Source organism: Enterococcus hulanensis (assembly GCF_005405485.1).
GTDB classification, from domain to species: domain Bacteria; phylum Bacillota; class Bacilli; order Lactobacillales; family Enterococcaceae; genus Enterococcus_A; species Enterococcus_A hulanensis.
Map to the genome: position 1 here is coordinate 36,621 of NZ_BJED01000023.1, position 19,617 is coordinate 56,237.

At 37.3% G+C, this 19,617-nt stretch carries 16 protein-coding genes, 2 pseudogenes and 1 riboswitch; of the genes and pseudogenes, 10 read left to right on the forward strand and 8 right to left on the reverse strand.

The genetic code is table 11. The annotated features are described in order from the left end of the window. Positions 1 to 70 precede the first annotated feature (70 nt). A complete protein-coding gene (locus FFR60_RS20010; RefSeq protein WP_137665535.1) occupies positions 71 to 1,318 on the forward strand; it encodes an IS256 family transposase in 1,248 nt (415 codons plus the stop codon). Between the two features lie 97 nt (positions 1,319 to 1,415). Here the strand turns inward: FFR60_RS20010 and FFR60_RS23205 are convergent, their stop codons facing one another. The 5 genes from FFR60_RS23205 to FFR60_RS20035 form a co-directional block, all read right to left on the reverse strand. Next, positions 1,416 to 1,601, reverse strand: coding sequence for a transposase (locus tag FFR60_RS23205; protein WP_137665536.1), 186 nt, complete (start codon positions 1,599 to 1,601; stop codon positions 1,416 to 1,418). Positions 1,602 to 1,810: 209 nt separating this feature from the next. After that, a complete protein-coding gene (locus tag FFR60_RS20020; RefSeq protein WP_137665537.1) occupies positions 1,811 to 2,680 on the reverse strand; it encodes a helix-turn-helix domain-containing protein in 870 nt (289 codons plus the stop codon). A 283-nt stretch (positions 2,681 to 2,963) separates the two neighbouring features. Next, a complete protein-coding gene (locus FFR60_RS20025) occupies positions 2,964 to 3,539 on the reverse strand; it encodes an ECF transporter S component (protein ID WP_137665538.1) in 576 nt (191 codons plus the stop codon). Then, on the reverse strand, positions 3,502 to 3,909 hold the full coding sequence (locus FFR60_RS20030; RefSeq protein WP_137665539.1) for a DUF4430 domain-containing protein: 408 nt from the start codon (positions 3,907 to 3,909) through the stop codon (positions 3,502 to 3,504). Before FFR60_RS20030 ends, FFR60_RS20025 begins: the two co-directional genes overlap by 38 nt. Positions 3,910 to 4,109: 200 nt before the next feature. Beyond that, positions 4,110 to 4,679: a cob(I)yrinic acid a,c-diamide adenosyltransferase gene (locus FFR60_RS20035; protein ID WP_137665540.1), complete on the reverse strand. Its 570-nt coding sequence runs from the start codon at positions 4,677 to 4,679 to the stop codon at positions 4,110 to 4,112. Between the two features lie 244 nt (positions 4,680 to 4,923). On the opposite strand from FFR60_RS20035, the gene orr reads away from it, so the two are divergent. The 8 genes from orr to FFR60_RS20075 are packed head-to-tail and all read left to right on the forward strand — an operon-like array spanning position 4,924 to position 14,260. Beyond that, on the forward strand, positions 4,924 to 6,000 hold the full coding sequence (gene orr, locus FFR60_RS20040) for an ornithine racemase Orr (RefSeq protein ID WP_137665541.1): 1,077 nt from the start codon (positions 4,924 to 4,926) through the stop codon (positions 5,998 to 6,000). A gap of 14 nt (positions 6,001 to 6,014) precedes the next feature. Next, entirely contained in the window at positions 6,015 to 7,430 is a 1,416-nt protein-coding gene (locus tag FFR60_RS20045; RefSeq protein ID WP_137665542.1) for an amino acid permease, read from the forward strand. A 44-nt stretch (positions 7,431 to 7,474) separates the two neighbouring features. Beyond that, positions 7,475 to 8,530 (forward strand): 2,4-diaminopentanoate dehydrogenase, encoded by a 1,056-nt coding sequence (gene ord, locus FFR60_RS20050; protein ID WP_137665543.1) that lies wholly within the window; start codon positions 7,475 to 7,477, stop codon positions 8,528 to 8,530. 22 nt (positions 8,531 to 8,552) lie between these two features. Then, positions 8,553 to 8,852: a 2-amino-4-oxopentanoate thiolase subunit OrtA gene (gene ortA, locus FFR60_RS20055; RefSeq protein ID WP_137665544.1), complete on the forward strand. Its 300-nt coding sequence runs from the start codon at positions 8,553 to 8,555 to the stop codon at positions 8,850 to 8,852. Then, positions 8,852 to 10,252 (forward strand): 2-amino-4-oxopentanoate thiolase subunit OrtB, encoded by a 1,401-nt coding sequence (gene ortB, locus FFR60_RS20060; RefSeq protein WP_137665545.1) that lies wholly within the window; start codon positions 8,852 to 8,854, stop codon positions 10,250 to 10,252. The genes ortA and ortB overlap by 1 nt, the downstream gene beginning before the upstream one ends. A gap of 12 nt (positions 10,253 to 10,264) precedes the next feature. Then, positions 10,265 to 10,636: an ornithine aminomutase subunit alpha gene (locus FFR60_RS20065; protein ID WP_137665546.1), complete on the forward strand. Its 372-nt coding sequence runs from the start codon at positions 10,265 to 10,267 to the stop codon at positions 10,634 to 10,636. A 1-nt stretch (position 10,637) separates the two neighbouring features. Continuing rightward, a complete protein-coding gene (gene oraE, locus FFR60_RS20070) occupies positions 10,638 to 12,863 on the forward strand; it encodes a D-ornithine 4,5-aminomutase subunit OraE (RefSeq protein ID WP_137665547.1) in 2,226 nt (741 codons plus the stop codon). Continuing rightward, entirely contained in the window at positions 12,863 to 14,260 is a 1,398-nt protein-coding gene (locus FFR60_RS20075) for a GlmL-related ornithine degradation protein (RefSeq protein WP_137665548.1), read from the forward strand. Before oraE ends, FFR60_RS20075 begins: the two co-directional genes overlap by 1 nt. Positions 14,261 to 14,289: 29 nt before the next feature. Continuing rightward, positions 14,290 to 14,416: riboswitch (cobalamin riboswitch) on the forward strand. Positions 14,417 to 14,529: 113 nt separating this feature from the next. On the opposite strand, the gene FFR60_RS20080 is transcribed toward FFR60_RS20075, so the two are convergent. Then, the gene (locus FFR60_RS20080) at positions 14,530 to 15,417 is read right to left on the reverse strand and encodes a LysR family transcriptional regulator (protein WP_137665549.1); all 888 of its coding nucleotides are present in this window, start codon (positions 15,415 to 15,417) and stop codon (positions 14,530 to 14,532) included. A 410-nt stretch (positions 15,418 to 15,827) separates the two neighbouring features. Between FFR60_RS20080 and FFR60_RS20085 the strand changes: the two genes are divergently transcribed. Next, a complete protein-coding gene (locus FFR60_RS20085) occupies positions 15,828 to 17,078 on the forward strand; it encodes a GNAT family N-acetyltransferase (protein ID WP_137665550.1) in 1,251 nt (416 codons plus the stop codon). Between the two features lie 42 nt (positions 17,079 to 17,120). On the opposite strand, the pseudogene FFR60_RS23140 reads toward FFR60_RS20085, so the two are convergent. Continuing rightward, positions 17,121 to 17,781, reverse strand: a pseudogene (locus FFR60_RS23140) (transposase); the annotation flags it as partial. A gap of 57 nt (positions 17,782 to 17,838) precedes the next feature. Further along, positions 17,839 to 19,104: pseudogene (locus FFR60_RS20095) on the reverse strand (IS3 family transposase). Positions 19,105 to 19,617: the final 513 nt, after the last annotated feature.

The window sequence follows — 19,617 nt, forward strand, 5'->3', positions numbered from 1 at the left end:
GCTAATCCTAGGTAGGTGGTGGCTTCACAGTTTTTATTTTTCTAAAATGAAACTAAGAGGTGATTTTATTATGGCTAGAAAGAAAAGAAATCCTGATGCTGAAAAGCTAGCTGAAACCATTTTAAACGCTTATCAACCTGAATCTGTAGAAGACATGCAAGATGCCTTAAAAGATGTATTTGGACCCTTATTTGAGAAAATGCTGCAGGGAGAATTAAACAACCATTTAGGATATGACCCTCATTCGAAAGAACCCAAAGAACATGAAAACCGCCGAAATGGTTATGGGAATAAAACACTTAAAACAAGTTTTGGCGAAGTAGATATTCATGTCCCTAGAGATCGTGATGCCTCTTTTGATCCTGAACTGATTCCTAAGAGAAAGCGAGATGTCTCCGACATCGAAGGCAAAGTTCTTTCGATGTATGCTCGTGGAATGAGCCAGCGAGATATTTCCGCAACGATTGAAGATATCTATGGCTTTGATATCTCTCATGAAATGATTTCAGATATCACAGACGCCGTACTTCCTGAATTAGAAGAATGGCAAGCTCGTCCACTAGCTAAATGCTATGCCTTCTTATTCGTTGACTGTATGTATGTCACCTTACGTGAAAACTATGAAGCCAAGGAATATGCGGTGTATACGATTCTTGGTTATGACCTTAAAGGAAACAAAGAGATCTTAGGTTTATGGCTCCATCAAACAGAATCTAAAAATCGCTGGATGCAAGTATTTGATGAATTGAAATCTCGTGGCGTAGAAGATGTCTTTTTCATTTCGATGGATGGTGTTTCTGGTCTCGAAGAAGGGGCGAAAGCGATCTTCCCGTCCGTCATTGTTCAACGTTGTATTGTTCACCTTGTTCGAAATGCGCTGCGATACATTCCGAGTAAGGATTACAAGGAAGTCTGTAAGGATATGAAAAAATTTTATGGGGCGTCTTCTCTTAATGCCGCACACGCCGCTTTTGATAGTTTCAAAAATCGGTGGTCCCAATATTCTGGTGCAGTAGATGTATGGAAACGAAACTTTGCCCATGTTGAACAATTGTTTGATTATGGCAGTGCCATTCGAAAAATCATGTACACGACAAACGCCGTGGAGAGTGTCCATTCCAGCTTTAGAAAAGTCACCAAAAAAGGAGCGTTCTCCAATGAGAATGCGCTCCTTAAGTTGCTTTATTTACGTACGAAAGAGTTACACACGAAGTGGGCTGGCGGTCGTATCCAAAACTGGGCTATGGTACTCAATCAGTTAATGGTCAACGAAACCTTCTCTTCTCGAATTGAAAAGTATGCCATTTACCTTCCGTAAGGGCAGGTTTATTTAACTATACGTTCAATCAGTTTTCTACTACTTGCTTAAAAATACTGTGAGAGGCTATTTATTAGAAAACTTAATTAATTAACTTCTACAGTTTAGTTGACAAACCCAGGAAGGCACCTTCTCCGTGTTTTTCATACTCTTGAATCCATCGGTATATGGAATTAGAATGGACTCCCAATTTTTTTGTAACAGTTTGGACTGGTATGCTTTCATTTAAAGAAAGTAAAGCAGCTTGTCGTTTGAATTCTTGTGTGAATGATCTGTGTTTCATAGTAAATCCCCCTCAAATTCCCTTAACTTGATGTCGACTATAGTATTATAACCCGTCCAAATAAGTAATCTAATCGGCTGTTAACTAAAGTGTTGTAGGTCCCATGAATTTCACTTATATTTTTCTAAAACTCTTACTGAGGGGATTAAGGAGAAACGATATTTTCGCTTCTCCTTTTTTTGAACAAAACTGACTTTTCAATTAGAAGACTAGCACATAATGTTTTTACGATATTTAGTTGGCGTCATACCAACGAATGAACGAAAGACTTTACAGAAATAACTAGTTCTAGTGTATCCTATTTTTTTTGAAATGATATTAATGCATAAGTCAGATTGAGTTAAAAGGATTTTTGCTTTTTCAATTCTTTTCTTGTTCAAATAAGTATTAAAATTTATACCACTCTCTTTTTTAAACATACGGCTAAAATGAAACTGACTAAGATAAACATGATCCGCGACATCTTTAATCGTCAAATCAGAAGCGAAGTTCTTATCTATATAGGTAAGAGCTTCAGAAATATCCGTTTTTTTTGAAATGCTAGTATTCCGTATTTCTTCTTTATTTGTAAGTAAATCTAAATTAATTTGATTAAGAAAAATCGTATTCTTAAAATCATAGCCGATAGTTGTTTCAACTAAGGATGTGTCAGATTCAAATTGATTTTTAGAAAAATTATTATCTGTAGATTTTGACTGAGATAATTCTGGAGAGGGTTTCCAACAATTAGTGATTGGATATGAGTGAGGTAATATATCTTCAGTAACATTCTTTAACTCTATCTGTTCGATTGATACGAATCCAATCAATTGATTGTTTTGAAAAGCAGGTATTGAAATACCCTCAAGTCCATCATGATTGCGACTAATGCTGAAATTTCTATTTTGGTAAAGGTCCGTTTGCTCAATTGAAGTGTATTGTTGACAAAGAGTATTAAGTTCTGGCTTCAAACATATTTTCGGACAAAAGATTGGGAAGTTGAGCCGATCAGAAAATCCCTTTCCTTTTATATTTACAATGTATGTAAATGAAGAATCTTGAATGATTTTGAAAAGATCCATAGAATTTTGGGTATTCAAAATGACAACCTCCTTTTAGATTCATATAATTATTTTTTTAAGTAAAATTCCATCTTACCCTAGAGATTTATTCTTTCTTATGAAATTCAAAAATGAGAAGAACAAACCAATTGACTATGCAGTAAAGAATCCCAATATGACATATTCACAAAAGGAGAAGTATCTCGAAGTGAAGTAGTAACGGAATTTACTTGATAAATAGAATGGCCAAACTTTATTCGTGATCGAAATCAATTTACTTCACTTAAAAAATCTTTGTATTTGATTATCTTTAAACAGATTTTTAGCTTGATAGTTGCCATTTCTGAAGTGTTTTAGCTAATAATTTTCCTAGAATAGGAGCTAGTAGAATGTAAAATATGACGTTGCCTATTGCATGCATAGCATCCGTGGGAATACCAGCCAGATAATAGGGTAAGAAGGCAGCAATACCAAAGAATGGAGCTTGAATAGCAGAAATAAACAGACCAAATAATAGACCAGTGATTCCTGCATAGATGGCTTGTAAAATAATACTATTTTTGAATTGTGGTAGCTGTTTCAACACGCCTGTCAAAAAGATGATCAAAAAATAGGTAATGATTTGCGCAATTGTCCAAATTCCCATGCCCATATAAAAATTTGTTATCAAGATCGAGAGAATGCTGACTATCAACCCTTGATAGACTCCCCAATAGATTGTAATGATCAATATTATTGCTGTAACGGGTTGGACATTTACAATAAATTGAAAAAAGGAACGACTTACAACACAGAGTGCAATCATCATAGACAATAAACTCAATTCTTTGACACTTAGTGAAAAGATAGAATAGATCTTATTAGAATTGTTCAAGCTTAAACACCACGCGATCGCCATCCTTTAACACAACATCTTTTGCTCCAGAATTTACTTGTTCATCATTTATCGTAAATACCCAATATTTATTTTTTTTATCATCTTGTGCATGCCCATCAATTGAACTTATCATACCGTCATTATCCTCAATCGCATAATTCTTCTTGAGTACATCAAACAACTTCTCACCATCCTCAAAAACTATTTCTCTTTTCGATAGCTCACTTTCTTCATCTAATAAGGTAATTGTTGTTTTCTTTTCGACTTCCTTACTATTGGATACCTCTTCCTTGATCGTTGATTTATCAGTTGAATCTACTTTATTTGTCTTGCAGCCGCTAAATGTCAGCAGACTTATTAATAGTGTAAAAACTAAAACTTTTCTCTTCACATCAATTCTCCTTCTTTGTTGCTGACTAAAAAGGACACCCTGAAATAGAAGGGTGTCCAAAAAATAGCTTGAAACAAACGACCCTGATATTGCTTGTTCTTCTCAATCAAGATTAGTTTCTGACTTTGCATTAAGCATTCACAGTAGAAAGGGGCTGTAAAGGTATTTCACCTTTTTCCTAATCACTGATTGAAATTTATTTAATTTTTGAAAACATTGTCACTGTTACGATAGAATACTTCAGTTTCACTTTTTTGGTTATTTGTGTAACGTGCGATCATGAAAAGGTAATCAGATAAACGATTAATAAAAACGTATGCATGAGTATTGATCTCTTCTTGCTCCATCAGTGTAACAATACGACGCTCCACTTTACGACAAACTGCTCGCGCGTAGTGTAACCAAGAAGCTAAGGAATCTCCGCCAGGTAATATGAATCTCTTAATGGCAGGGGTCTCTTTTGTGTACCAATCGATTTTGTTTTCTAGCCATTTTGTGGCATCTGCTGTGATTCGTAATGGGAAACATTCCTCTAAATTGGCTAAGTCCGTTCCTACATCGAACAACAAGTGCCGTATTTCGATAAGTTCAATCGCTAATTTATTGGATATTTCTTGATCTTTTTCTAGTTGACTGATAATTAAGCCGACTAGTGAGTTTAATTCGTCCACCTCTCCGTATGCTTCAATACGGGGGGAATTTTTCATAAGACGAGGTCTACCAATAGCGCTAGTTTTTCCTTTATCACCACTTCGAGTATAAACTTTCATTGCACCAAAACCTTTCTAAGAAAATTTAGGAAGCGTATACATTTAAAATAACAGATCATTCACGAATAAGTATTCTAAAAACGAATGTTTACTATGCTAATTTGTATTATTTATCGAAGGAAAGATTAAAAATTTAAAATAGTCGATTTTTGAATAGTAACTATGCTTATTTGTGAAAAATTTGTCCAAAAGAAAACGTATGATTTGTTTTGTAAGCGATTTACAAAAAGAAAGGACGAATGCTATGAAAAATCCGAGAATAGTAGTTGATCGGACAAAGTTGAGAGAGAACATTTCATTTATTGCTTCAAAATTGAAGAATCACGAACTTTCGATCATGGCTGTAACAAAGGTATTCAATGCACATCCACAAGTGATCGCTTTGTACGATGAATTTCCTGAAATTTCATATTATGGTGATTCACGCATTGAGAATTTGATGAGTTATCAGGACTCGAAAAAGCAAAAAGTATTGATTCGATTGCCAATGATTAGTGAGATTCCTGAAGTGGTTCAATATGCGGATATCAGTTTTAATTCTGAACTGGAGACGATAAAACAACTTGATCAAGAAGCAGAAAAGCAAAAGAAGAAACATAAGATTGTCTTGATGGTTGACTTGGGTGATTTGCGTGAAGGATTTTTTGAGCGAGAGGAACTGTATGAGTGTATTCAAGCAGTTCTGAAGCTAGAAAATATTCAAATTTATGGTTTGGGAGTCAATTTAACCTGTTATGGTGCAATTATTCCCAGCTCGAAAAATTTAGGTAATTTGATTGATATTCAAAATGAAATCAAGCAACACTATGACCTGACTCTGGAGATGATATCTGGCGGCAATTCCAGTTCTTTGTACTTGCTGGACTCGCCAAAAGATATTCTTCCAAAGGGAATAAATAACTTGAGAATCGGCGAAAGCTTTGTACTTGGAAGAGAGACAGCATATGGAGGCGAATATGAGCAAATGCATCAAGATGCTTTTACCTTGGTAGCTGAAATCGTTGAAATCAAGGTAAAACCTTCTTATCCAATCGGAGAAATTGGAGTGGACGCTTTCGGTAAAAAGCCGCATTACGTTGATAAGGGAAACATGAAGCGATGTATCGTAGCAATCGGTCAACAAGATGTTGCACTCGATGATATCGCTCCGAAAGATAAGTCAATTGAACTATTGGGAGCAAGCTCAGATCATTTGCTATTGGATCTGACTCATACTAAACAGGAATATAAAGTTGGCGATGAAATTGAATTTTTGATGTCCTATGGTTCAGTTTTAAGTACGTTTACCAGTAAATACGTAAAAAAAGAATTTATTCGATAATAGGAGGGAAAACGATGTCAACCAAGGAACAGCAAGAGACCCCATCAACGGATTCAGGAACTTTAAAACGGGGAATGAAAATCCACCACGTTGCAATGCTTAGTGTCGGAGGAACAATCGGAACAGGACTATTTTTAGGAACAGGTTATGTTGTACAGCAATCTGGCCCAGGAGGAACATTTATTGCATATGGGTTCGGGGCATTAATTATGGTTCTAATGATGCTTAGTATGGGAGAAATGCTTGTGCAAATTCCAGTCGCAGGAAATGTTCAGGCATATGCATCGCAGTTTTTAGGATATGGAGCAGGTTTTACGGTTGGATGGGTGAAATGGCTGCAATTAGCGGTAACGGTGCCAACACAGATAGTGGCTTCTTCCATTATTATGAGAAACATTATTCCACAGGTACCATCACTTGTCTGGATCATTGGGTTTGGTTTATTACTATTTTTCTTAAATTCTCGTTCAAATGAAGAATATGGCTCCTCATCCTTTTTCTTCAGTAGTATCAAAGTAATCTTAATAGTTGTGTTTGTATTAGTCGGTATTGGAATGATTTTAGGAGTTGGTGGCAATGGTGTTGGTTTAGCCAATTACACTAATGACGGTGGGTTATTTCCAACGGGCTTTAAGCCGATAATGATGTCGATGATGACAGCAGTTTTTGCATACAGCGGAGCTGATATGTTTGCAACTGCCGCTGGAGAAAGTGAAAACCCTGAGAAAAACCTTCCGCGGGCAATTAAGATCAGTTCTCTAAGTATCATTATCAGCTATGCATTGACCTTGTTTGTCTTAATTGCTGTTTTGCCATGGCGAGAAGCAGATTTAATGGGTAGTCCATTTGCTTATGTATTCGGAAAATTAGGTATTTCATCAGCAGAAATGATCATAAACTTAGTTGTCGTGACATCTGCTCTATCTTCAGCTAATGCCCACGTGTTTGCAGCTGTACGAACACTATGGTCAATGGGACATTATGAGCAGGCACCAGGCTTTGTAAAGACAGTCAATAAACGAAAAGTACCGATGAATGCGCTGATTGTAACGATGATATTTACTGTATTTGCAGTAGCATCAAGCTTTATCTCACCAGATGTTGTATATCTATTTCTAACTTCGTTTATCGGGGCTGCAGAATTAGTTGTTTACTCAATAACCGGGTTATGTGCTCTGAAGCATCGAAAGCATTTTTTAGCAGCGGGCAATACTATTTCCGATTTAAAATTCCGAATCCCGCTGTTTCCATTCGTGCCCATACTATTGGTCATTTTATGTATCTTAGTCGCTACAGGAATGATTTTAGAACCAACACAACGTGGAGCATTAACTATGGGAGCACCAGTATTTATTGCATTATTTGTGGGAAGTACTTTATGGGCAAATATGAAGAAAAAAGAGAAAGCACCGGATGACTCAGCTGAATAAATTGGTAAACGATTAGTATAAAGAAAATAATAGGAGGAATTAAATTGAAAAACGTAAAAGTTATTATTTGGGGAATGGGAGCTATGGGCAGTGGCATGGCAAAAATGCTGATGAAAAAAACAGGAGTCGATGTTGTAGGAGCTATTGATATCGGACAGAAAATTGGAAAACCAATCTTTGAAGTACTGGGAGAAGAATTCCCAAACAATGAAAATATAAAAATCAATACAGCAGATGAAGTTATAAAGGAAAAAGCAGCAGATATTGTTTTGATTTGTACGGATTCTTTCACAGTTAAAGCCTTTGACAAGATCAAGAAAGTGGTTGAAAACAAAATCAATGTGATTACTAGTGCTGAAGAAATGGCTTTTCCTATGGCTCAAAATCCAGTGTTAGCAGAACAATTAGATAAATTGGCAAAAGACAATGGTGTATCAATTCTCGGAACTGGCATCAATCCTGGTCTAATTATGGATGTTTTAGTATTGGTGATGACCGGTGCCTGTGAGGATATCAACCATATTACTTCTCGCCGAGTAAATTCACTTTCTCCATTTGGAAAAGCAGTAATGGAAGAACAAGGCATAGGTATTTCCGTAGAAGAATTTGAACAAGGGAAAAAAGACGGTACTTTAGCAGGACATGTAGGTTTCCCAGAATCTATTTTAATGATCGCTAAAGCCTTGGGTGTCGAGTTAGATAATATTAAGCAGTCAATGGATGCGATCGTTACTGATGTTGAGCGTACAGCTCCGTATGGCGAAGCTAAAGCAGGGTCTGTTGCAGGTGTTTCAATGAAGGCGAGCGGTATCAAAGATGGGAAAGAATTGATTGAGATGGATCATCCGCAACAAATCGAGCCAGAGCAAGTAGGAGTAAAGACTGGTGATTATGTGATTATTGACGGAAATCCACAAATAAATTTAGTGAATTCACCAGAAATCGAAGGCGGAGTGGGAACAATCGCGATGTGCGTCAATATGATACCGCAGACGATCAACGCTCGTCCAGGACTAGTCAGCATGATCGATTTACCAATTCCTCACGCTATTTTAGGTGATTTCAGAGATCAAATCCATGAAGAGGCAAAAATCATTTAGAGATAAGGAAGGATTCTTAGATATGGTGAAAAAAGGAAGCTGGGTGCAGATACATTCGGTCGTATTGACAACGAATGAACGCGCTCCTCAAGTACCAGAAAGTACAAAAAATGTTCCTCTAGAAATGTTGGTTAAAGGTTTTTTAACAGCAGAGGCACAACTAGGTGAAGAGGTCGAGATTAAAACAATCACAGGCCGAGTGGAAAAAGGAAAATTGGTTCAGGTAGAACCAGCGTTTACACATAGTTTTGGAAAATTTATACCGGAAATCTTAGAAATAGACCAAATGTTGCAGAAGGAACTTTATGGAGGTGAAGCCTAGTGAGAGATGATAGTTATCAAGCAGTTATGGCACGACGTGGAGAATTGATGGAAGCCTCCCTAAAAATCAACTACGAAGATTTTGAGCTGCCGGGTATTGCTTTTGACTATGAAAAAATGATGTCAGAAGCAGCCTATTCAATGGAAGAGATGATCGAGATTCAACGATCATTAGGAGTAGGGAATACTCCGGTCGTTGAATTAAAAAACTTGACCAAATTAGCACGAAAGTATGCCCCGCAAGGACGAGGTGCTCGCATATTTGTGAAGGATGAAGCAGCTAATGCATCAGGGAGTTTTAAAGATCGACGCGCAGCAATCTCTGTTTACCATGCCAAAAAATTAGGCTACAAAGGGGTGGTTACAGCGACTAGCGGAAATTATGGTGCAGCCGTCGCTTGTCACGCAGCAAAATTCGGTTTGAAATGTATCGTTGTTCAAGAATGCTTTGATTCTAAAGGGATTGGACAACCAGAAATCGTCGAAAAAGCGCGGAAGTGTGAAGCTTTAGGAGCAGAGGTGGTTCAGTTAACAGTAGGACCGGAGCTGTTTTATCAATTTCTAAAATTAATCGAAAAGACACAGTATTTCAATGCCTCATTATATACACCGTTTGGTATTGCTGGTGTGGAAACCTTAGGCTATGAGATTGTTCAGCAATTTAAGCAGATCGGACAGCAGCCGGATGTTGTTGTCGCAACCAATGCTGGCGGTGGGAATTTGACAGGAACTGCTCGCGGCATGCGTAAAGCTGGAAATACTACAACAAAAATCGTTGGTGCCAGTGTAGATCTGCAAGGGCTGCACATGGCATCAGACTTAGATTTCAATCGCAAATCGTTTACTACTGGCCACACCGGATTTGGCGTACCGTTTACTACTTCTCCGGATCGTTCAGATGTTCCACGATCAGCGGCACGACCATTACGTTACATGGATCGCTACGTAAAAATTCGTCAAGGAGAAGTGTTCTTTATAACGGAAGCCTTAGCAAACATAGAGGGACTGGAAAAGGGTCCAGCTGGAAACACCTCTTTAGCAGCCGCTTTTGTTCTAGCACAGGAAATGCCGGAGGATCAGATCATTTTGGTACAAGAGACTGAATATACCGGAGCTGGGAAAAGTGTTCAGCCGCAACTGTCCTTTGCAAGAGACAATGGAATCGATATCTATTTTGGGGAACCAGAAGAGGAAATTCCTGGTAAATCAATCGTTTTACCTTCTTCACCAGCAAAAATCTCGGTTAATGATATCGACCTTTCTTATTTAAGACAGTCGCTTGTAAAAAATGCTTTGAAAACAACTAATAAGCCGTTATCAGAGATAGAACTGAATTATTTAGCTGAAGAGATCAACGGTTCGGTCGAACAAGTAAAAGAAATTATTGAAAATTTGAAATAAGAGGTGACGGAATTGGAAAATAAAGTAAAGAACGTGAAGTTTGAAGAGGCTAGAAAACATCTGGCTTCTTTAAGTGATGATGAACTGAAAAATCGTTTTTGGCAATTAGCTGAAGAAGTGGTTGAACCGATGCTGGAGATGGGGAAAAAATATACATCTCCATCCATTGAACGATCTGTTTTGCTGCGTATGGGTTTTTCCTCAATTGAAGCGACTGAAATCGTAAAGCGTGTGCTATCACATGAGCTAATGGGCAAAGGGGCTGGACACATTGTTTATCGTATTGCTAAAGAAAATGCGATGAGCATCCGAGATGCTGGATTAAAATTAGCAGACGGAGAGCTTTGGGATCAAGTAGATAGTATCTTCAAGGAGGCAAACTAATATGTCAAAAGAAATCAAACTAGATGAAAATAAAAAGTTAGATATTCACGAGATCTTAGATGATTTAGCAAATTATCATCCGAGACGCCGCGGGTGGACTTGGCGGACACCTGTGCCGAGATATAAGATGCATAGTTTTGAATATAAAGATATGGCAGAATCTTTAAAAAAATATGTTCCATTACCCTCAGCGAAATATTTTGACAATATTGATCCTCAAGGAACCTCTTCAATCACGACAGAAATTGCTTCTGGCCGCTTTGAAGATGATATTCGTAGGATGCGAATGGCTGCATGGCATGGAGCAGATCATTTAATGGTCATTCGTACAGCAGGTCAATCTCATTTTGAAGGATTGATTGAAGGAACACCTCAAGGAATCGGTGGTATTCCGATTACTCGAAAACAAGTACGGGCGCAAAGGAAAGCTCTGGATGCTATTGAGGATGAAGTAGGACGTCCAATTAATTATCATAGCTATGTTTCTGGTATAGCTGGACCTGAGGTTGCTGTAATGTTTGCTGAAGAAGGCGTAAACGGTGCACACCAAGATCCGCAATACAACGTTTTATATCGAAATATAAATATGATTCGTTCATTTGTTGATGCTTGTGAATCAAAAAAAGTAATGGCTTGGGCTGGTATCGCTCAAATAGATGGTGCTCATAACGCCAATGCGACTGCAAGAGAAGCTTGGAAGGTAATGCCTGAATTAATGGTTCAGCATGCGATCAATTCAATTTTCTCTTATAAAGTGGGGATGGAAAAGGCTGATATTTGTTTGTCGACAGTACCGCCGACAGCACCTCCTGCTCCTTCGATGTATTTAGACTTGCCATATGCCGTAGCGTTACGGGAATTTTTCAGTGACTATCGGATGCGTGCGCAGCAAAACACCAAATATATGGAAGCATCTACTCGTGAAGCGACTGTGACGCACGTCTTGAACTTGTTAATCTCAAAATTGACGAGTGCAGATATTCAATCGACAATCACGCCAGACGAGGGTCGAAATGTTCCGTGGCACATTTACAATATTGAAGCTGTAGATACTGCTAAACAAGTATTTCAAGGACTAGACGGTTTTGGTGATATGGTAAAACTGCTTGATGATGGACCATTGCGTGAAACTGCACGTGAAATCAAAGAACGGGCTGTCCTGTTCTTCGAAGGAATCATTGAAGCAGGAGGATACTTCCAAGCAGTTGAAGATGCTTTTTTCGTTGATTCTGGAAATTATCCAGAGCGAAATGACGATGGTATTTCTCGTAAAATCAATGGAGGCGTTGGTGACAACACAGTTTATGAACGGGATGAGGATTATTTGGCGCCAGTTACCGCACATTATGGCTATAATAATGTTGCTCAATATGATGAAACTGCAATCGAAGAGCCATCTAAGTTGATCGACGGTTCAACGTTTGAAAAACCAGAGAAAATCATTTTTATTGATGAGTTAGATGAAAACGATAATGTGAATGTTCGGTTGGAAGAAAACAAGGAACTGCGTGAAAACGAACTAATCAAACCAGAGGCAGAATGGCAGGGTGATGGCATTATTCTGCTGACGATGATGATTCCAGAATCAAAACGCGTAGCCGAATTCGCGGCATTGGAGATCGGCAAAAAGATGGGGATGGTCGACTGCGAAGTCATCAATAAGGAAGTAATGCAAGCTGCTGAAGGAACGCGGATCGAGCTAAAAGGTCGTGTACCGTTTACGATTGATAAATCAACTTTGACGATTCCTGAAGAACCAAAAATCCTTTCAGATGATGAGATTCGAGAAGAAGTAAAGCGTAAAAAAATGGTGCTCGTAGCTGGAACAGTAGGTGAGGACGAGCATTCTGTCGGATTGCGTGAAATCATCGATATTAAACATGGTGGAATTGAGAAATACGGAATGGAAGTTCACTACTTAGGAACTAGTGTACCAGTCGAGAAATTAGTTGACGCAGCGATTGAATTAAATGCTGATGCCATTTTGGCTTCAACGATTATCAGTCATGATGATATTCATTACCGTAATATGAAACGTATCCATGAGCTAGCGATTGAGAAGGGAATTCGCGAAAAAATCATGATTATGGCAGGCGGAACTCAAGTTATCCCAGAGATCGCTGTTCAAAATGGAATGGACGCTGGTTTCGGACGTGGAAGTAACGGAGCGAACGTTGCAACGGCATTAGTTGAACGCAGGAGAGAAATGGAAAGAGAAGAAGGCTAATGAAAATTGATATCTTAGTAGCAGAAATCGGCTCTACGACAACCGTAGTCAATGCCTTTCAAGGTATTCATTGTGAACAGCCAGTCTTCTTAGGACAAGGTCAAGCAGCAACAACTGTTCTAGAAGGTGATGTTCGGATTGGTCTAGAAAACAGTATCAAAGATTTACAAAAACGCTTGGCAATCGACAGTTTAACCTATGATGAAATGTTTGCGACTTCTAGTGCTGCTGGCGGATTAAAAATGACGGTTCATGGATTAGTTTTTGATATGACTGCTCGTGCAGCCAAAGAGGCTGCTCTAGGGGCGGGTGCAATCGTCCATATGGTTACAGCAGGTAGGCTGCGTCGAACAGATATTAAAAAAATAGCCGATTCCTCTCCTAATATTATTCTTATTGCTGGAGGCGTTGACTATGGTGAACGCGAAACTGCACTAGATAATGCAGAAAAAATCGTTGATTTAGGACTGACAATTCCAGTTATTTATGCAGGAAATATTGAGAACGATGAGGAAATTAAGCTGATTTTTGAAAACAGTCAGCAAGAAATCTATATTGTCGAAAACGTTTTTCCAAAAATTGATGAATTAAATGTTGAGCCGACGCGAAAAGTGGTTCAAAATGCCTTTGAAAAGCATATAGTTCATGCACCTGGAATGGAGCACATTCATGATTTAGTTAATGAAACGATCACTCCGACTCCAGCGGCAGTGATGAACATCAGTCAATTGATATATGAAAAGATCGGTGATGTATTAGTAGTGGACGTGGGTGGTGCTACAACGGATGTTTATTCAGTAACAGAAGGCACAGAGGCTATTTCAAAGATTCAGGTCGCACCCGAACCAGTCGCAAAACGGACAGTCGAAGGTGACTTGGGGATGTTCGTAAATATGGAGCATGTTATTGAGATTATCGGTGAAGAGCAGCTTATCAAAGAAGGACATGATCTAAACAGTTTGCGTCAAGAGTATCACTCCATTCCTAAGAATGATGCAGAAAAAAGATTCGTCCAACGTATGACAGAAGCAGCAGTGACGACGGCAGTTGATCGGCATGTCGGTGCGATTCGATATGTTTACGGACCATCTGGAAGAGACACGTTAGCTCAAGGAAAAGACCTTTCAAACATTCGATATGTAATCGGTACCGGAGGAGCGTTGACACGCTTGGATAATGGACTGGATATTTTAAAAAAAATAAGAAAAGAAGATTCGGAAACAAAATTATTACCGACAGGTATTCCGAAGATTTTGATCGATCATGATTATATCATGTCTTCTCTAGGTGTATTGGCATGTAAATATCCAGATGCAGCGTTAAATCTATTAGAAGATTCATTGGGACACTTGTTGGTTTCGGAAGGGACAAATCCCAACCTGACTCCTTCTCAATAAAGCGCTTCTATGTTAGACTGATAGTAGATTAATACAATTGAGTATGTAAATAATCGTAATGATTATGATGGAAGTTGGTGGAAGTCCAACACTGTACCCGCAACTGTAAGGACGAACGTGTCTAAGTCAGGAACATCGTGAGTACTCAATCACTTTTTCGGGAGTAAGAAAGTGGCTATATAACCATGAAAGTAGCCGCTTTGTCTCATAACAAAGCGGCTTTTTTGTTTTAAAAAGATTCCCCAATCTTTTTAATCCTATTAGGTAATTTAGATCCACTGGACTTTGGCGGTCTTTGAGTGAATCTGACTTTGCTGACGAATAATCGAATACAGATATTGTATACTTTCATGGTTGCTGCTTGCTTTATTGATTACTACGTTTACTGGTTCATTAGTGGAGAGTTCTTTAATTATTGAAATCTGTTTTGAGTCAATCAAATGGCGGATTCTTCCTATTCGAACGATTCCTAACATACTGTTGTTTAAGACGGCCTCTTGTACGACCTCATCACTGGTAGAGTCAATAATCTGAGGTGTGTTGAGAGATTGTTGAAACGAATTATGATAATTATAATATTCGGATTGATCTACAACGATTGGATAGCGTTCGAAATAGTCCTCTAACTGAAAGTTAGGCTGGTAATGGTTTGAATTGACGCACAAGACAACGCTTTCATAATCAATCGTATCGTATCGTAAATCAGAGGATGCGATATTACCTGAAATAATCCCTATGTCAATCTCATTTTTTAATAACTGACTGATTGTCTCTTCATTGCTGGAACCATGCAATTCAAAAGAAACAGTCGGATTTTTTTTGCTTATTTTACGAATTGCAGGTAAAAAATAGTGAAAACAATAGTAGTCGTGACCTTGAAGATGAATTAGATGATTCTTTCCGTGTTCACTAGGAATTCCTTCTATAAGATTCACTTCTTTTAAAATATTGATGGCACGCTTATATAATTGTTCTCCGGCGTATGTTAATACATATTTTCCTCCACGTTTCTCTAATAAAAGGGTACCAACTTCTTCTTCTAAACTTCTGATGTGCTTGGTTACTGTTGGCTGTGAATAATTCAATTTAATAGCAGCTCGGGTAAAATTTAGTTCTTCAGCGACAACTTGGAATGTTTGCAATGTACGAAGCTCCATAATCTCCCTCCAAAAATTTTTCTGAAAATAATTCTCATAAAAAAACAGTATTAACAAAAGTACTTTTTAACATTACTCTTATTATAGTATAAAGAAACACTCATGTATAGGCATGCAATGATTGAAAAGGCTAGTATGAATAAGATTAAAAATAATAAATATTATTCCTCAGTACAAGATAGAGGGAAGAGAAAGTTCTTCTTTAAAGCGCGTAGGAAGCGAATTTCTTCCCAATATTTTACTTATCTGACATTTTGAAAGGTAACAAAACTTTCAGCTTCTATCCAAACAGAAAAGGAATAGTAAGTATGCCATTTTTATTGAAAAAAAACATATTGATTTTGTATATTCTAATTGAACACGAAATGTAAGCCCTTATTAAAAATTTGGAATTGGGGGAGTGTTAAAAAATGAGGGAGATTAGAGAAATAAAAATCGTTGAAATGGATCAATATTGTGAGATAGCTTTTCATTCTTACCCTAGCTTTAAGGATTTTTCTGATAAAGGAAAGAAGGGTTTTATCCATGAAATGCTTTTTATAAGAAAGCATGATCCAGATATTAAATTTTATGGGATGTTTGAAGGGAAAAAATTAATTGCTCAAATGAGACTGTTGATCTTTGAAATGAATTTTCTGAATGCAACCATTCGAGTAGGGGGACTAGGATCGTTAGCTGTTCATTTACTATACAAGAAACAGGGGATTGCTCGTGAAATGATCGATTTCTGCGAAAAATATTTCTTAGATCAAAAAATTCCATTGGTTGCCTTACTTCCTTTTTCACCTCCTTTTTATTACAACAAAGGCTATGGCTATGGCACTAAAATGAACAGATACATTGTGCAAACTAGCGTTTTGCCTAGATATGCAGGTGAAAACACATGTGATTTTGCCACAAAGAAAGATTTATCTAAACTGAAAAAAGCTCATTCAGAAATGATGGCCCAAACACATGGAATGGCAGAAAAGATGTCCTATGAATGGGAGAATAATTTTGCTGATCCAGAAAATCTGTTTATTAAAAGTATTGATCAACAAGGAGAGACTGATGGTTATGCTATTTTCAAATTCAAGAGTACACATCCTGACAATTATACTAAAATACAGATTCTAGTGAGGGAGTTAATTTATACAAATCGGGAAGTATTGTCTAAATTAATTGGTTTTTTTGCAAACCAAGGCGATCAAGCGCAAACGATTGAGATCAAAACCTATGAAGAAGACTTCCATTATTTATTCTCCAATCCCTTAAGTTGCTCAGAGAATGCCACAGATTATGGCTATTTTGAAACGAATACTCAATATATTGGGAACATGTATAAAATACTGGATCTGCCTTTAATGTTGAAGCATGTAGAGCACAGAAAATATAACAATCAGAACATTTGCTTTACGTTAACACTAATAGAGAGTTCTAGGAATCAAACATATAATATTGTGATAAAAGATGGTGATATTGGAATAGAACAAACGAAAAAGACTTTTGGTTTGAGAATCGCTTTGACTTTGTCGGATTTTAGCTCAGTTTTTGTTGGTGCCACGACATTTAGAAGACTTTACGATGCAGGCCGCTTGGAATGTTCTGATATGAACAAGTTAATGAGTTTGGATGCTGCTTTTGTTGTAGAACGCGGGCCAGTCTGTTGGAGTGATTATTAAAAATCTCAGTCAACAAACAATAAACAAAGTTATATATGAACTTTAAACCGAACATGCAGTAGACGAGTTGATGTTAGGATGATTGAGAATCATAGCCCAGTTTTGGATACGACCATCTGGCCATTTAGTGTGGAATTCTTTCATAAGTAAATAGAGGAATTTTTTGGGAGCATTCTCCAACGAGAATGCTCCTTTTTTGGTGACTTTTCTAAAGCTCGAAGTGACAATCTTTGTAGCACTCGTTGTGTATATGATTTTTCGAATGGCACTGCCGTAATCAAATAAATATTCAACATGAGCGAAGTTTCATTTCTAAATATCTACCGCATCAGAATAGTATGACCATCGATTTTAAAACTATCGAAGGCGGTGTTGGCAGCCCTAAGAGAAGGTATGCCATAAAATTTTTTCTTATCTCTGCAGATTTCTGTGTAATCTTTAGTTGGAATATAACTCAGTACATTTTGAACAAGATGGACAATATAACGTTGAACAATGACGGACAGAAAGATTTCTTTCGCTCCTTTTTCGAGAACAGAAACAACATCCATCGAATTAAAAAAAAATCTTCTACACCTCGAGATTTCAATTCATCAAATAATTGTATCAATCGATTTTTAGATTCTGTTTGATTTAACCACGCCTTTAAAGTCTCTTTATTTCCTTTAAGATCGTAGCTAATGATAGTGTACACTGCATATTCTGTAAAGGGCCACGATAAAATGTAGTAAAGGGGTGCGGATGTTTTTCTGGACCTTTTTTAACAAATACATTCTTGTTTCTTCCGATATTGAAGAGGACTTAGTCCTCCCAGAGATAACTTGATCCGTTAATTATTATACCAATGGATATAGTCATTCCAGTATCCAACATATAATTTACTAATTCTGCATCAGGATTTGTTCCAATGGTCCAACTAATGATCGCACCATCATAGCAATCGACAAGTGGCGACAAATAGATTTTCCCTGCGGGAATTCTAAACTCGGTAATATCTGTTAGCTATTTTTCATTTGGATTTTTTGCTTTGAAGTTACGATTCAATAAATTTGGTTGTGCAGGAGTAATCTCTCCAACATATGAAGAGTATTTTTTTCAGTTAGATAATTTAACAATTAGATTTTCCTCGAACATCAACCTACGCACGGTTTTTTCAGAAAGTATTTTACCCATATTTTTTAAAGCTTGGTGAATTCTGCGGTAACCATAAGCGCAGAAGTTACTGTTGAAAATCGTGACAATTAATAGTCGCTCTTCGAAATACTTATCCGGTTGATCAAGTAGATGTTTTTGATAAAAGTAGCTACTTTTAGACAACTGGAGCTGTTGAAGAAGCTCTTTCAAGTTAAAATGATTTCGTAAGGCATCAATCAATATTGTCTTTTCTTGATTTGATAGATGAAGAAGATTGATGCCTTTTTCTTTTTTTAGCAGTTCAGCTGCCCCTTCGAGTAATGCTTTCTCAAGCTGTAATTGGTGTACTTGTTTCTACTTTCTTTAAAAGGAATTCTTTTCGTTTTCCTTGATTTTTTGAAGTCATGCGCAATGGGAAATCCTTTCCAAGACATGTATTTTTCCATTGGTATAGAGCAACTCTACTGATGCCTTCGGCTTCAGCTAAACTTTTTCTATTGGTTTGAGGTTTATAGAACTTTCTCAACACGTCATCTTTTTGATCTTGGTTTAACTTTACTGTACTTTTTCGTAGTTTTCTAGCACCTGGTGCAAGTTCTTCACACCATTGCCGTAATGGCTCTCTATTTGGGTAACCAAGCATCCGAATGGTTCGGGCATAACATTTCCCATATTCAAAATAATGATTCACGGCTGTTCGTTTTTGTTCTTCGGAATACTTTAACTTCTTTCGGTACTCCTGATGGAGCTCTCCAGATACCAAATATTCCTTATACCATTAGTGTAGTGCTCCAACGGAAAAATTACCTAATTTCTTAATGGTAGCAGCATAGGAACAATCATATTTTAAAAATAACTGAATTGCTTTTACACGTTCTTCGTGGGAAAACATATGGACATTCCTTCTGAGTTTATTTGTCTTTTTTAGAGAACGTATGTTCCTGTATGTTGTACCTTAGTTTCACTAAATATAAAGCTATAATGGAAAAGTTTATTGGAGAGATAAAATAAATTCAAACCGATCAATCAAAAAGATTCCAGAAGTGATAAACACTTCTCAGAGTCATAGGGGATAGTTTTCAACAGACAATGTAACTTGAACTGATTGAGTACCATTGTGAAGCCCCTTATTCCTTACGAATCTGAAGAAGGTTTGTTTTTTTTTTTGCTCATTGTCACTTTTGAGCTTAATAAGAAAGTTCATTTTTAAGTCAGAAATTTTTGCCAAAATAAAAAGGTCCCTCGATTCCTGTTTAATCAAGGGTCTAAACATAACTAATAAACTAGACTGTTGTTTCCGCAACAGTCTACGTGTAAACAATTAAATCTCTAAAAGATTACCTATACTTCGTAGGGGTATTATATAAAACTAAAATAAGGTGAGCAATTATTCTGCTTAGTTCGT

Excerpts from the sequence above, each read along its gene's own strand:
- FFR60_RS20010 (WP_137665535.1), top strand. The coding sequence starts at position 71 with ATGGCTAGAAAGAAAAGAAATCCTGATGCTGAAAAGCTAGCTGAAACC.
- FFR60_RS23205 (WP_137665536.1), bottom strand. The coding sequence starts at position 1,601 with ATGAAACACAGATCATTCACACAAGAATTCAAACGACAAGCTGCTTTA.
- FFR60_RS20025 (WP_137665538.1), bottom strand. The coding sequence starts at position 3,539 with ATGGCGATCGCGTGGTGTTTAAGCTTGAACAATTCTAATAAGATCTAT.
- FFR60_RS20035 (WP_137665540.1), bottom strand. The coding sequence starts at position 4,679 with ATGAAAGTTTATACTCGAAGTGGTGATAAAGGAAAAACTAGCGCTATT.
- orr (WP_137665541.1), top strand. The coding sequence starts at position 4,924 with ATGAAAAATCCGAGAATAGTAGTTGATCGGACAAAGTTGAGAGAGAAC.
- FFR60_RS20045 (WP_137665542.1), top strand. The coding sequence starts at position 6,015 with ATGTCAACCAAGGAACAGCAAGAGACCCCATCAACGGATTCAGGAACT.
- ortA (WP_137665544.1), top strand. The coding sequence starts at position 8,553 with ATGGTGAAAAAAGGAAGCTGGGTGCAGATACATTCGGTCGTATTGACA.
- oraE (WP_137665547.1), top strand. The coding sequence starts at position 10,638 with ATGTCAAAAGAAATCAAACTAGATGAAAATAAAAAGTTAGATATTCAC.
- FFR60_RS20075 (WP_137665548.1), top strand. The coding sequence starts at position 12,863 with ATGAAAATTGATATCTTAGTAGCAGAAATCGGCTCTACGACAACCGTA.
- FFR60_RS20080 (WP_137665549.1), bottom strand. The coding sequence starts at position 15,417 with ATGGAGCTTCGTACATTGCAAACATTCCAAGTTGTCGCTGAAGAACTA.
- FFR60_RS20085 (WP_137665550.1), top strand. The coding sequence starts at position 15,828 with ATGAGGGAGATTAGAGAAATAAAAATCGTTGAAATGGATCAATATTGT.